Genomic DNA, 13,396 nt, shown 5'->3' with positions numbered 1-13,396 from the left:
ATTTGGGTTCATCTCCCATGCACCGCCACCTGTGACGCATCCAACGACCATGATCGGTTGGGTGGCAATCGGGCTGCGGTGCATGGGAGTACGAATTAACCGTTTCGTGACGATCAAGGGTTGCTCCCATGCACCCTACGGCTACGGTTGTCGGGGCGTGGGGGCTGGTGGAGCGGGTTGGTCAGGGAACTTGCATTTCACTTCGATCCCAAAGTCGTAGTCCATGGAGCCGCGCACCAAGAAGGGAATCCCACCTTGTCCACCAATTTTGACGTTGAACTTCACGGTCATTTCTTCAACGTTGGCCGCCGAGAACTGGCGAAAGGCTCCCATACAAATGTAGGGTGCATGGGAGAACGCTGGGAAATCAACAACAATTTGGGTTCATCTCCCATGCACCGCCACCTGTGACGCATCCAACGACCATGATCGGTTGGGTGACAATCGGGCTGCGGTGCATGGGAGTACGAATTAACCGTTTCGTGACTATTGGGGCTTGCTCCCATGCACCCTACGGGTTTTCGTGAAATTGCCGCATTGATCGCCTTCCAATCATCAATTTTCGGTGCATGGGAGAACAAATCAACCGACTCGTGACCATTGGAGATTGCTCCCATGCACCCTACGGGATTGGTGGGATTTGTAGGGTGGTGAATAATGGATGGGGTGATTTGTTGCGGGGATGGATGCGATGCCCAATTATCGGCGCTGGAGATCGGAGGGGGGCACGTACTTTTTTACGGTTGTCACCTATGGTCGCTACCCGTGGCTTTGTGAGCCGATCGCCCGGCAAGCCCTGCGCCAAGCCATTCGCACCACCCAAGCTGCCTATCCATTCTCGATCGATGCGTGGGTGCTGCTGCCCGATCATCTTCATTGCATCTGGACGCTACCGACAGGCGACGACGATTTTTCGACCCGGTGGCGGCTGATCAAAACTCGCACCACTCGAGTTTGCACCCGTCAATTACCGATCGATTTACCCAGCAGTCGATCGCGTCAAACCCGAGGCGATCACCCCTATTGGCAACGTCGGTTTTGGGAACACCAAATTCGTGATGAAGCCGATTTCCAAAACCACATCCACTACATTCACCAAAACCCCGTTAAACACGGCCACGCCATCACCCCCACCGACTGGCCCTATTCCACCATCCACCGCTCGATCGACCCGTAGGGTGCATGGGAGAACGCTGGGAAATCAACAACAATTTGGGTTCATCTCCCATGCACCGCCACCCATTCAACGACCATAATTCGGTTGGGAGGAAATAATAATCTCCATTCATCTCCCATGCACCGCCACCCATTCAACGACCATCTCCACGTACCACAACCCACCACAAAGAAACGAGCATCCCTGGTCTGTTGGGTGGCGATCGCCCTGTGACCCATCAGCCATTGCGGGGTGCTGTGGTTGTGTTTTCACAGGCTACACCTTGCACCGCAACCCGTGAGCCTAGATCGGAATTTCCACGGTGAACGTGGTTCCCTCCTGGGCCGTTGAATGGCAACCGAGCGATCCTTGGTGCTGCTCCTGCACAATCTGGTAGCTGATGGCCAAACCCAGCCCCGTGCCCTGGCCGATCGGCTTAGTGGTGTAAAACGGCTCAAAAATTTTCGATCGCAGCGCTTCGGGAATGCCCAAGCCGTTGTCCTGGATGGAAATTTGCACCCGATCGGGTTGGCTGAGGCGCGTGGCGATGTGCAATTGGGGCGCAAATCCGGCTCCCTCCTGGGCCCAGCGATCGGCCAAGGCATCGATCGCATTGCTCAACAGATTCATAAACACCTGATTGAGCTGATTGGCATGGCAAGTGACCGGAGGCAAAGGGCCATAGTCCTTGGTCACTTGAATCGCCGGGCGATCGCCCTGGTCAATCAATCGGTGATTCAAAATCATCAATGTGTTGTCCAGCCCTTCATGCAAATCCACCGCCTTCATGCTGGACTCATCCAAGCGGGAAAAATTCCGCAGCCCCAACACAATATTGGTGATTCGTTGGCAACCGGATTGTAAGGAGCCGAGCACTTGCGGTAAATCGGCAATGAGGAAGTCGAAATCCAATTCTGCCAGGCGATCGCGCATGGCCGGCGAAAGATTGGGATATTCCGCTTGATAGGCCTGAATAATGCTCACCAAATCCTGGAAATAGGCTTCCATGTGATACAAATTCCCCGCAATGAAAGCCGTGGGGTTATTAATTTCGTGGGCAATTCCGGCCACCATTTGCCCCAAGCTCGACATCTTTTCCGCTTGGATTAATTGGGCTTGGGCCTGGCGCAATCGTTGAAGGGTGTCTTGAAGCTTGGCGGTGCGTTCTTCCACCTTTTGTTCCAAGGAGAGATTGGCGGCTTGCAAGGCTTCGGCCCGGCGGTGGGCTTCCATGGCAATGCTGGCCAGGCTGGCGGCGGTGTTGATCACCTCCCGGTGGTAGGCCGTGGGCTGGCAGGGAAACCGGTGCGACAGGGCAAAGGTTCCCAACACCTCGCCGTTGGCGGCCAAAAAGGGCGACGACCAGCAGGCCCGGATGCCGTGGCTGAGGGCAAAGTCTCGAAAAGATGACCAAAGGGGGTTGGTGGCAATGTCCGTGGCAAAGACCGGCTCGCCGCGATAGGCCGCCGTGCCGCAGGATCCGGCACATTCGCCAATCATCAGCCCATCAACCCCTCGGGCAAATTCGCTGGGCAGGCTGGGGGCGGCCCCGGCACGCAGGCATTTTTGCTCGGGATCCAACACCAAAATTGAGCAATAGGCTCCGGGAAGTTCCTGCTCTAGCAGTTCACAGAGTTGATTAAAAACGAATTGCAGCTTGGCTCCTTGGGCGATCGAGCCGAGAACGCGGCTTTGGGTGTCAATCAAGGCTTCCGATCGCCGCCGCTCGATCGCCCCCGCCAGCACATTGGTCACAGCTTGCAGGAAGTAAACGTCATCTTCCGAGAACGATCGGGGCTGTTCGTGATGAATTTCCAGCAGCCCCAGCAGTTGATCGCGGCCCACCACGCCCAGCAGCAAACCGCTTTGGCTGTTGGCGGGCAAGGGAAGGGGAAAGTTCTGTAAATCGTGACCCAAGGGCACATTCGCCGCCAGCAATTGCGATTCCACACTGAAGAGCGACTGCACCAGGGGCACGTTAGCCACGGTCACTTCTGTGGGTTCGTTGGCGGCGGCGGGAATGGTGGCCACGCGCCGCAGGGATTGGCGATCGGACAATACGCGCCAAATGCTGCTGTAGGAGACTTTCAGCACTTCTGTCACCGCCTGCACGGCCCGCTCAAACAGGCGATCGAGCTGATTTTCAAGCAAGGCCCACTGGCTTAAGGCTGTGATCACCATCTGCGCATTGCGATCGCTCAAGCAAGAGTAGGTCGCGCGATCGGGAGCCATCAAAGGAGAGTGGATTGCAGGATTCGCAAAGCTCATAGGGATTAAATGCGGTGGAGTTTCGGTCAGAGTGCTAATGAAAATCTGTATTCACGAAAACGCTATTCACGAAAACGCTATTCACGAAAATGCCATCTACAAAAACACCCAAAAAACCAGTGAATCGCCTCGGGCATTCTTGTGCTTAATCGGGGTTTGAATCCTGTTATAGGATGGCTCAAAAACCGAATTTCAAAAGTCGGCATTGATACTCAATTTGCCCTAGCAGTAGGTTGGGTTGAGCTTTGCAAAATCCAACGCAATCCATGCAATCTTTGCAATCTTTGTGGTTGTTGGATGACCCTGCGGAAAGCAAGCCACGGGCCTCAAGCCAACCTACCAGTTGAGCAATTTTGACAATTTTGTCAGTCAGCCAGCCTGATGGGGGAGAGAGATGTGGGTGCGGGTCTTGAGGGGTGCAAGCGGCCACGTGGCGATCGCTCGCAAATCGCGTTGCTTGCGAACTGCGAACCAAGGGTCGGGATTGCCCTGATGGGGGCCTACGGTAGCGGCTAAAGGCGAAAAACTCGGGAATAGGCTCCCAAAAACGCGAAATTCCCGAATGTGAAGGGTTTTCATGACAAATTAGTTACGAAAACGACCTAATTCGGCTTGGTTAGCGAGCGATCACCTAACGAATTTAGGCAAACCCTAGGGACTGTCGTCATTTCCTAGGATCAGTCGAAAACGGTTGATTTTCCATGCCCCAATCGTCGTAACAAGGGGCTTAAGCCCCTTGTCCCCCACAATCTGACAACGGCGGAATCAGGGTTTCAGGCGATTTGATGACAGGCCCTAGCGATTGAGTAACCATTTTTGGATTAATTCCATCAGTTGCTTCAGGCGCATGGGCTTGCTGAGGTAATCGTTGGCCCCCGCTTGCAAGCAACGCTCCCGATCGCCCGGCATGGTCAGGGCCGTGAGCGCAATAATCGGCACGTCCGCCAGTTCCTCATCGTTGCGAATTTGCCGCATCGCTTCAATGCCATCCACCCCAGGCATCTGGATATCCATCAAAATCAAGTCGGGCCGCTCCAGGGTAGCCAAGGTCACGGCGGCGGCTCCGTCCCGGGCCACCAATAGCCGATAGCCCTTCGTATCCAAATAGGACGACACGGTGACGATGTTCGCTTCGTTGTCTTCCACCAGCAAAATCAAGGGCGCTGATGCGGGCCCCTCCAGCAGCGATGTGGTTTCCGTTACCTCAGCGCCTTGGCCGCTGACCGCTGCTGCTGGTACGGCCTGCGTGAGGGGCAGTGTGAAGAAAAAGCAACTGCCTTGACCCAAGGTGCTGGTGACGTTCACGATGCCTCCGTGAAGGTTCACAATCCGCTTCACCAGGGCCAGGCCCAGGCCGGTTCCTTCGTATTGACGGTTCAAGGCGCTATCCACCTGAATGAAGGGCTGAAAGAGCCGTTTCACGTTTTCTTCGCTGATGCCGATGCCGGTGTCAGTGACGCTGAACCGCAGGGCTTCGTAAAGGTTTTGGCCGTTGGGGTCGGGCTGGTCGATCGAGCCGTCCAGGTTGGCATAGCCCACCTCCAGCAAAATGGAGCCACCTTCTGAGGTGAACTTCACCGCATTATTTAACAGGTTGATCAACACTTGTCTCACCCGCCGTTCATCAATGCGGATGGGCGGAAAATCCCGGGGCAATTTGGTGCTCAGGCGAATTCGTTTTTCCAAGGCCTGTTGTTTCACAAAGGCCAAACTGGAATCGCAAAGGGGGCGAACTTCCACATCGTTGTAGGCCAATTCCACTCGCCCCGCTTCGATTTTGGCCAAATCTAAAATGTCGTTAATCAGGGACAACAAATGATTGCCGCTGCGTTCAATAATTTGCAGCACTTTGATTTGTTGCTCGGAAACGGGGCCAAACACATTCTCTTGCAGCCCTTCCACAATGCCCAAAATGGCATTGAGCGGGGTTCGTAATTCATGGCTCATATTGGCCAAGAATTCATCCTTGAGGCGGGTGGCGCGGGCCAATTCTTCGTTGTTGAGGGCAAGCTGTTGGTTGCGCTCGGTCAGTTGTGCTTGGGCGGCTTGCCGTTGGGTTAGTTCCTGTTTCAGTCGATCGACCAAAGTGGCTTGCTGAATGGCGATCGCCAATTGGTTAGCAATTTGTTGCAGCAACTGAGCCTCAGATTCTTGCCAAACCCGCTTTTCATGGCAAGCATGAACCACCAAAACGCCCCAGAGTTTGTTGGGTGCGGCAGGGGCAACCCAGCGGTGATCTTCGTGGGCAAAGGCTTCCTGCAAAATCGGAGCCACAATTTTGGATTGAATTTGGCCCTCTTGGGAATATTCCCGCAGACAATCGGTCCAGCGATCGTCCATCACGTCGGCCACAATTCTGGCCTTGCCTTGCCAATACCACTCCAAAATTTCCGAAGACCAAACTTCATCTTCCCAATGGCGATCCTTGAGGTGAACTAATCCTTCAAGGACGGCTTCTTCGACGATCGCGCTGCGGCCATCATCAAACAGTTGAAACACAATCACCCGATCGCACTGCATCACCGCTTGCACCTGCTGGGTGACGGTGTTTAAGATTTGGTGCAAATCTAAGGATTGCCGAATGCGTTCGGTAATTTGTGCAAGAACAGTTTGTTCCTGTAACTGGCGGCTGATGCGTAATTCGGCCTGTTGACGCACCTCCAGTTCTTGCTGCACTTGGTAATAGAGACTGGATTGTTGAATTGCGATCGCCAATTGATTAGCAAGCCGGTGGGCCAATTCCACCTCATCCGGCAACCAGTGGCGCGGGCGATCGCACTGATGAATGCACAGCAAACCCCACAGTTCTGAACCACAAAGCAGCGGCATCACCAAATTAGCCCGCACTTCAAATTGGGCCAGAATATCGCTGTGGCATTTGGTGAGACCGTTGTTGTAAATGTCATCCACCACAAAATAGCGACCATTGGCATAAAGCTGGGAATAGTTATCCCCAAAACAATGGTCATGAATACGAAGACTGAGGGCAGAAGAATAGGGCGGAATCACCGATTCGGCCACGAAGCAACCATCGTCGTAGTCTGTTTGGGGATAAAACTGAAAAATTCCAACTCGATCGGCTTGCAGCACGGCTCGAATTTCATTGCAAGCCACGTCAAAAATAGTTTGTAAATTCAAAGATTGCCGAATTCGTTCAGCAATCATGAGTGCTAAATGCTCACTTTCGGCTTGTTTTTTTAAGGTAGCCTCGGCCTGTTTGCGTCTCGTAATTTCCTGAGCTGTTCCCAAAATTCCAAAAGTTCGACCATGAGCATCTTTGAGCGGAATTTTGTTGGTTTCTAACCAAATTGTCGAGCCATCCACCAAGCCATATTCCAATTCACAGCGGAGAACAGATTCCCCCGATCGCAAGATTTGTCGATCTTCTTCTTGGATCTGTGCCAGAGTTGCTGGATTCCAAGGTAGTTGATCGTCTCCGACTCCAATTAACTCCTCAGCAGAATTTAGGCCAATGATTGTGGCGCTGTAGTTATTAATGCCTTGATATTTCAGGCGCTGATCTTTCCAAAAAACAGCAATCGGAACCGTATCCAAAATCCCTTGCAGGAGTTGTTGGGATGCATGACACGCACGCTCGGCCTGTTTTTGGGCACTGATATCACGACAAACGCAAATTAATAATCCATCGTCTGTGACGGTGAGGGATAAGCCCTCATCAAAGCTACTCCCATCGGACCGCTTGGCAATAGCTTCCCCTTGCCAAGCCCGATCGCGGATCAAAATTGGAAAAATGTCTCGTTTAAAGCGGTCTAATTCTGCCTCGCTATAGAGACTGCGCCAAGACTTTCCCAAAAGCTGCTCTGGGCTGTCATACCCAAACATTTCCAAATGGGATTGGTTGAGGTAAACGTAAGTATCTTCTTTGAGAATAGCGATCCCATCTTTGGCGCATTCAATGGCAGCTAATTGCTGCTTCAAAATTGCGTTTAGGTGTTGTTGGTCGCGCAGATCAAGGGAGAGATGGGAATATGACCCGGCGCATAATTCAGAAGATGCAGAGCAGGAAGCGATCAAAGACTGAGCTTGTTGAGTATATTGAGCAATCGGTGGCTGAGAAAGTTCAGGATCTGGCTTGGGTTCTGGCTCAATTTTTTGTTCGATCGCCTGTTTAACCAAACTGCGATGCAACAGCACGGCGGCCACTGTTTTGCGGAGGGCCAAACCGGTTAAATGCTCTTTAACTAAATAATCCATGGCCCCCAGTTTCAGGGCCTGTTCCGCCAAGGATTCTTGGTGGGCTTGAATCAACACAATCACCGGTAGTGGCAATTGACGTTTGATGCCCTCGTGGAGACTTTCGAGCACGTGAATGCCTGTGCGATCAATCAAATCTAACAGCACCACATCGGGCCGGTGCGATCGCCACCACTCAACACCCTGTTCCCGACTCGGCGGAACCAAAATTTCATATTGCCGATGGAAATCACTCTGCAAGATCGCTTGCAAATAACTGGTATAAACTTTTACTTCGCTCTTAGAGGCCCCAATTAATAAAACTTTTGTCGGTGATTGCATCGGCGGAGTAACAGCGGTATTGAGGCGTAGTTGGCTCATGGATCAAGATAGCGCGGTAATTTAGGGAGAGCGAGTTGATTGCGCTGAGGTTTGCGAAAGCCACACAGAGCAAAATCTTCCTACCCCAACCGAATCAGGCGAGCATAATGAAATTCCAAAAGACGTGGAAAAATTGAAAAAGGGTAAAAATTGTTCAAAACTAGCCCTAATTTGCTATTTGCTGCCCTCAGGATTCGTTCTCCTTATTTCTAGGATAGATGAATTTTGATGGATGATGATCCGTGAACAAGGGAGAATCAGGGTTAAATCAGGTATTAATTTACACAAGTATGGTTTTCTTGAATATTCGTTAAAAATTCGATTTTGAAGAACATGGTCGCGACTGAGTGACCATGTTCTTCAAAATCTTTCTGGATTAATTCCCGTGATCAGGGTTTTGAAAGTCCTGACCACAAAAAACTTAATGGGTGAAACCAATCACTCAGTCCCAATATTTTTAATAATCCCTGGTTTCTAGGCTAACAGGGCGAAAAGGCATTGTCTACCGTGGCGAAGATGTTATAGATTTTCAAAAATGCTTGTTTAAAACAATTAGAACTTGAAAAAAGTTGAAATACTTGAAAAAAGCTGAAATTATAGGCTGTCTGATTTCTATTCCTGGTTCTGGCTGCCGCTGACGGTGATTATTGATACCTCTCAGGAATCGCTGATGCCACCAAAATAGCCCAGCCCTGGAAGGCTCATTTTGAAAGCATGATTGACAAGCATTTCCCAGCCCCTGCTATGACTGTTTTCAGGTCGGTTAGCCAATCGCCCGGAGCAGAGCATACATAGCCGGAGCGATCGCCAGGGCTGGCAAAAACGAACCGACCCGAATTTGAGTCACCGCCAATAGGTTCAACCCGATCGCCACAATGGCCAAGCCGCCCACACCAGTGAGGGCCAACACCTGGGGATCGGTGGCTGGGTTGGGCACAAATTGGGTCAGCAAGCCCGCCGCCAGGGACAGGGCCCCTTGATAGATCCCCAGGGGCAACACTGAAAAGGCCACCCCCAACCCGGAGCTACCGGCCAGGGCGATCGCCGCCAGGCCGTCCATGGAGGCCTTGAGAATCAAGATTCGATCGTCGCCCGTGAGACCGTTGTTCAGACAGCCCACCAAGGCCATGGGCCCCACGCAGAACAACAAACTGGCAGCCACAAAGCCTTCGGTGAATTGACCGTCGCCCTTGACTTTGCTCTTGAGCCAGTCGCCCCACTGTTGCAAGCGGCGTTCGATCGCCAAGGCTTCTCCCACCAGACCACCCACCACCAGCGCCACCAGCCCCAACACAATCCCATCGATCGCAATGCCCTGAAGCCGGCTCAGGCTTTGGGCCATTTGCAACCCCACCAAAATCACAATTAGCGCCACGCCTTGGGTGACGATTTGCAGCATGTTGGCAGACCAGTAGTTGCGCAGTAGCAAACCCAGGCCGCTGCCAACCAAGATGGTGGCAATGTTGATGATGGTTCCGCTGAGGGGATTAAAGGGGGCCATGGGGCGATCGGGGAAGGTTAAGCGAGCAGGTTGAGAAGACGGGGGCGCGAACGCCGCGATCGCGCAACACAATCGACCAGCGTAGGGCCATTTCAGGCGATCGCAAGGGGCTGATTGGTGGGCTGATTGGGATCATGCTTAGGATTTGCTGGGGAGCCATTGGGCCGCGCCAGTGAACAGACCGGCTTTTGAATCTGTTCCTGAATCAAGTTTCTGAATCCCCTGAATTCAATTTCTGAATCATTTGAATGAGTTGCGAGCAATTTGGCCGCGCCAGCGGAAACACCGGCTTTTAAAATGGGCCAGGGAGCCAACTATCAACGCTGCCAATCTTTGTCATAAATTCTGATCATCCATGACCCCACTCAGCTCCTTTAATCCCCCACCCCGTCACTCACAGCCCCCCTTGGGCCGCCGTTTGTGGGCCCTGACCCTGGCGCTGGTGGCCGCCGTTGGCCTTTGGTTTAGTGCCAGCGCCCCTGCCGCCGCCACGGGGGTGTATGACATGCCGACCTTTGACCCGCAAACTTGGGTGCTCGATCGTGCCGATTTGTTCAGCCGCCTCACCAAAGGCAGTCTCGAAAAGTCCCTGCGCGATGTGGCCCAGTCCACGGGGTCAGAAGTTCGGTTTGTGACGTTCCGCCGCTTGGACTATGGCGAAACGATCGATAGCTTTGCCCAAGAACTTTTTGAAACCTGGTTTCCGGAAGCCGAAGACCAAGCCAACCAAGTGTTGATGGTGTTTGATGCGGTCACCAACGATGCGGCGATCGAGGTGGGCAGCAGCGCCCAAGCAACCCTCACCGCCGACATTGCCACCAGCGTGGCCCAAGAAACCCTGCGCGTGCCAATCCGCGATGGCAACTACAACGAAGCGTTCATCGCAGCTAAAGATCGGCTGGCCGTGGTTTTGGCTGGCGAACCGGATCCCGGCCCGCCGGTTGTCGTCAGCAAAATTTCCGTAGAAAGCACCTTCAAAAAGGCTGAAGAGACCGATCGCAATGGCTCCACGATCCTGGTCGTGGTGCTGTTGATTTTGGCCACCGTGATCCCCATGGTCACCTACTTCGCCTACGTGCGCTGAGGCCGATATTTTTGGGCCTGCGCTGGCGGAGATGTCTTCAGACCTAGACCTGAGGTTGGCTGAGTGCTTCCGAGTTGCCAGATTCTCTGGGGCCATGGCAAAAGCCATAACCTTGGCTATGGTCGTCTTTCAAGTCATCTCGCGTTGCGGGGGCTGGCCTGGGGCGGTCTAATGGGAGGGGCAAAAATTTCTGGCCCTTCCCTGAATCAAGACCAATTTCGCCGAAATTCAGGCACAATTACGGGCACAATTAATAAAACCATTAACACTCTTGATAGTAGTAATTCCTTCCGGTTAGTTCTGCTCATCTTTAGGCTCAGTTCTAGGACGCTTCCTGACCAATTCAAGGGGCACTGACCCATAGCCCGCCATCAGCCCGAATCAACACAGACCGGCTCGATCGGCTCCTGCCCTGGGCCAGATGCTTGCCAAATCCAATCGCTGATTACCCCCCATCCTGACTGCTCTCCCCCCCTGGGAACCTATGGCTAGGGTGATAGAATTTCAAATATTTGTTCGGGACAGCGCCGGAAAGCAGCCGCGCGTAGGTGTTGCAGCTCTCAGTGCAGCCCTCCAGTGATGAGCAACCCGATCTCAGTCAACGTTTTCCGACCGTTACCCACGAGGAGAAAAACTACCTATGCCGCAACTCGAGGCACCCGCTGCGATCGACTACCAAAGTGAAACCTACAAAGATGCCTACAGCCGCATCAATGCGATCGTGATTGAGGGCGAAGACGAAGCCGCCAGCAACTACGTGCGTCTAGCCGAGCTGATGCCCACCCATGCCGAAGAATTGGCTGACCTGGCCAAGATGGAGGCCCGCCACAAAAAAGGCTTCACCGCCTGCGGCAAAAACCTGAACGTGACTCCCGACATGGACTTCGCCAAGAAGTTCTTTTCGGATTTGCACGGCAACTTCCAAGTGGCGGCGGCCGGTGGCAACATCGTCACCTGCCTGTTGATCCAAGCGCTGATCATCGAAGCCTTTGCGATCTCGGCTTACAACGTCTACATCCCCCACGCCGATGATTTTGCTCGCAAAATCACGGAAAACGTGGTCAAGGATGAATATCTGCACCTGAACTTTGGCGAGCAATGGCTTAAGGCGAACTTTGAAAGCGCTAAGGATGAGCTAGAGCGTGCCAATCGCGAAAACCTGGCGATCGTCTGGCGCATGTTGGACGAAGTGGCCGCTGACGCACTGGTGCTGGGTATGGAGAAGGAAGCCTTGATGGAAGACTTCACGATCGCCTACCAGGAAGCGCTGCAAAACATTGGCTTCACCACCCGTGAAACCCTGCGAATGCTGACGGCCGGCTTGGCAGCCGCTGCCGCCTGAGGCGAAGGGCAGGCTTGGGGGGTTCCAGTTCACGCTGGGCCCCCCAGCCCAATTCCCGCCGCCCGATCGCTGTAGATTTGCGCCCAGCTTGGGGCCATGATTTTCCAAGACTGTTGCTGTGCAGTCTCCGACCTCGATCGTGATGATTTGGCGATCGGGGTCATGTTCTTGAACGCAGTCACCCCAGCCCCCGGGCCCATCCTGACAGGGCTTGCAAAAGGGCAGAACCAGTAAAAGGCCAAATCAGTAGCCAAAGCGGCTGATTCTGGCCCAAACCGCTGCTTTGATGGCTCTGTGATGGGCTTGTGCAATGGGTTGGATTCCTGCGCTTCCCTGTTCGTTCCCTTCGCTTCCTTATCCCCCTTCAACCCGTTTAGCAAAGAGATGTTTGGTCTTATCGGTCACTCCCCCAGCTTAGAAAGAACGCACGAAATCGCGCGCGAGTTGGGTCTTCCCGAATGTGCCGATCGGGATTTGGAGTTTTGGTGCAGTGCGCCGCCCCAAGCGGTCGATACCGTGCGGGTGAAGAGCGCCACTGGACAAGAAATCGAAGGTCAGTATATTGACTCGGGATTTTTGCCGGAAATGCTCACCAGCAATCGCGGGAAAACCGCTGTGCGCAAGGTGCTGAACGCGATGGCCCATGCCCAAAAGCTGGGGTTGTCGGTGACGGCGCTGGGGGGCTTTTCCTCGATCGTGTTTGAAAATTTCAATTTGTCTCAAACCCGTTTGGTGCGGAATGTAGAGCTAGACTTTGCTCGCTTCACCACCGGCAACACCCACACGGCTTACATCATCTGCCGCCAAGTGGAAGAGATGGCCAAGCGGTTGAATCTGGAACTGTCCCGAGCGACCGTGGCCGTTTGCGGAGCCACGGGTGATATTGGCAGCGCCGTTTGTCAGTGGCTCAATGCCCGCACAAATATCCAAGATTTGCTGTTGATTGCACGCCAGGAAGATCGCCTGCAAGCGCTGCGGGATGATTTGGGACGCGGCAAAATCCTGTCCTTGGAAGAATCTTTGCCCCTAGCGGACATTATCGTTTGGGTGGCCAGTATGCCCAAGGGGGTGGAAATTGATCCGACAATGCTGAAAAAGCCTTGCCTGATCATCGATGGTGGCTATCCGAAAAACATGGGCACCAAAATCCAAGCGCCGGGTGTGCATGTGTTGAGCGGTGGTATTGTGGAGCACACCCTGGACATTGACTCGCGGATCATGCGGGCGATCGGGATGGTGAACCCAAAGCGCCACATCTTTGCCTGCTTTGGAGAATCAATGCTGTTGGAATTTGAGAAGTGGTACACGAACTTTTCGTGGAACCGCAACCAAATCACGATCGAGAAGATGCTGCAAATTGGAGAAGCCTCGATTAAGCACGGTTTCAAACCCTTGTTGCTCGATCCTGTCGGCTAAAGACCCCATGCGCCAGCTTTGGGGCCCCGTTGCCCACCGGGGCCCCTGCCGAAG

At 53.4% G+C, this 13,396-nt stretch carries 9 protein-coding genes; 4 read left to right on the top strand and 5 right to left on the bottom strand.

The features are described 5' to 3' along the window. Positions 1–141: 141 nt before the first annotated feature. Complete coding sequence (locus H6F46_RS14375) at positions 142–333, bottom strand: CU044_2847 family protein (RefSeq protein ID WP_190355467.1); 192 nt, start codon at positions 331–333, stop codon at positions 142–144. Between the two features lie 349 nt (positions 334–682). Here H6F46_RS14375 and H6F46_RS14370 point away from each other — a divergent pair, with 349 nt between their 5' ends. Beyond that, positions 683–1,177 carry a transposase gene (locus tag H6F46_RS14370; protein WP_242027968.1) on the top strand — a complete coding sequence of 165 codons (495 nt, stop codon included), beginning with the start codon at positions 683–685 and terminating at the stop codon, positions 1,175–1,177. Positions 1,178–1,459: 282 nt separating this feature from the next. Here the strand turns inward: H6F46_RS14370 and H6F46_RS14365 are convergent, their stop codons facing one another. The 4 genes from H6F46_RS14365 to H6F46_RS14350 form a co-directional block, all read right to left on the bottom strand. Then, positions 1,460–3,424, bottom strand: coding sequence for a GAF domain-containing protein (locus H6F46_RS14365; RefSeq protein ID WP_190355465.1), 1,965 nt, complete (start codon positions 3,422–3,424; stop codon positions 1,460–1,462). A 795-nt stretch (positions 3,425–4,219) separates the two neighbouring features. Further along, positions 4,220–7,999: a GAF domain-containing protein gene (locus H6F46_RS14360; protein WP_190355464.1), complete on the bottom strand. Its 3,780-nt coding sequence runs from the start codon at positions 7,997–7,999 to the stop codon at positions 4,220–4,222. A gap of 763 nt (positions 8,000–8,762) precedes the next feature. Further along, a complete protein-coding gene (locus H6F46_RS14355; RefSeq protein ID WP_099534996.1) occupies positions 8,763–9,500 on the bottom strand; it encodes a DUF554 domain-containing protein in 738 nt (245 codons plus the stop codon). After that, positions 9,487–9,636, bottom strand: a complete 150-nt coding sequence (locus H6F46_RS14350; RefSeq protein WP_190355463.1) for a hypothetical protein — start codon at positions 9,634–9,636, stop codon at positions 9,487–9,489. Before H6F46_RS14350 ends, H6F46_RS14355 begins: the two co-directional genes overlap by 14 nt. Positions 9,637–9,855: 219 nt before the next feature. On the opposite strand from H6F46_RS14350, the gene psb32 reads away from it, so the two are divergent. The 3 genes from psb32 to H6F46_RS14335 all read left to right on the top strand — a co-directional run bounded on the left by psb32 (position 9,856) and on the right by H6F46_RS14335 (position 13,342). After that, the gene (gene psb32 / locus H6F46_RS14345; RefSeq protein WP_190355462.1) at positions 9,856–10,584 is read left to right on the top strand and encodes a photosystem II repair protein Psb32; all 729 of its coding nucleotides are present in this window, start codon (positions 9,856–9,858) and stop codon (positions 10,582–10,584) included. Positions 10,585–11,224: 640 nt separating this feature from the next. Beyond that, on the top strand, positions 11,225–11,926 hold the full coding sequence (locus H6F46_RS14340) for an aldehyde oxygenase (deformylating) (protein ID WP_099534994.1): 702 nt from the start codon (positions 11,225–11,227) through the stop codon (positions 11,924–11,926). Between the two features lie 384 nt (positions 11,927–12,310). Beyond that, positions 12,311–13,342, top strand: a complete 1,032-nt coding sequence (locus H6F46_RS14335; RefSeq protein WP_099535008.1) for a long-chain acyl-[acyl-carrier-protein] reductase — start codon at positions 12,311–12,313, stop codon at positions 13,340–13,342. Positions 13,343–13,396 lie beyond the last annotated feature (54 nt).

Source organism: Limnothrix sp. FACHB-1083 (assembly GCF_014696485.1).
In the GTDB taxonomy this organism is placed as follows: domain Bacteria; phylum Cyanobacteriota; class Cyanobacteriia; order CACIAM-69d; family CACIAM-69d; genus CACIAM-69d.
This window is presented reverse-complemented; position numbering and strand designations above follow the sequence as displayed.

Bases quoted from the DNA above. Each gene is read 5' to 3' on its own strand.
- H6F46_RS14375 (WP_190355467.1), bottom strand. From the start codon at position 333: ATGGGAGCCTTTCGCCAGTTCTCGGCGGCCAACGTTGAAGAAATGACC.
- H6F46_RS14370 (WP_242027968.1), top strand. From the start codon at position 683: ATGGATGCGATGCCCAATTATCGGCGCTGGAGATCGGAGGGGGGCACG.
- H6F46_RS14365 (WP_190355465.1), bottom strand. From the start codon at position 3,424: ATGAGCTTTGCGAATCCTGCAATCCACTCTCCTTTGATGGCTCCCGAT.
- H6F46_RS14360 (WP_190355464.1), bottom strand. From the start codon at position 7,999: ATGAGCCAACTACGCCTCAATACCGCTGTTACTCCGCCGATGCAATCA.
- H6F46_RS14355 (WP_099534996.1), bottom strand. From the start codon at position 9,500: ATGGCCCCCTTTAATCCCCTCAGCGGAACCATCATCAACATTGCCACC.
- H6F46_RS14350 (WP_190355463.1), bottom strand. From the start codon at position 9,636: ATGATCCCAATCAGCCCACCAATCAGCCCCTTGCGATCGCCTGAAATG.
- psb32 (WP_190355462.1), top strand. From the start codon at position 9,856: ATGACCCCACTCAGCTCCTTTAATCCCCCACCCCGTCACTCACAGCCC.
- H6F46_RS14340 (WP_099534994.1), top strand. From the start codon at position 11,225: ATGCCGCAACTCGAGGCACCCGCTGCGATCGACTACCAAAGTGAAACC.
- H6F46_RS14335 (WP_099535008.1), top strand. From the start codon at position 12,311: ATGTTTGGTCTTATCGGTCACTCCCCCAGCTTAGAAAGAACGCACGAA.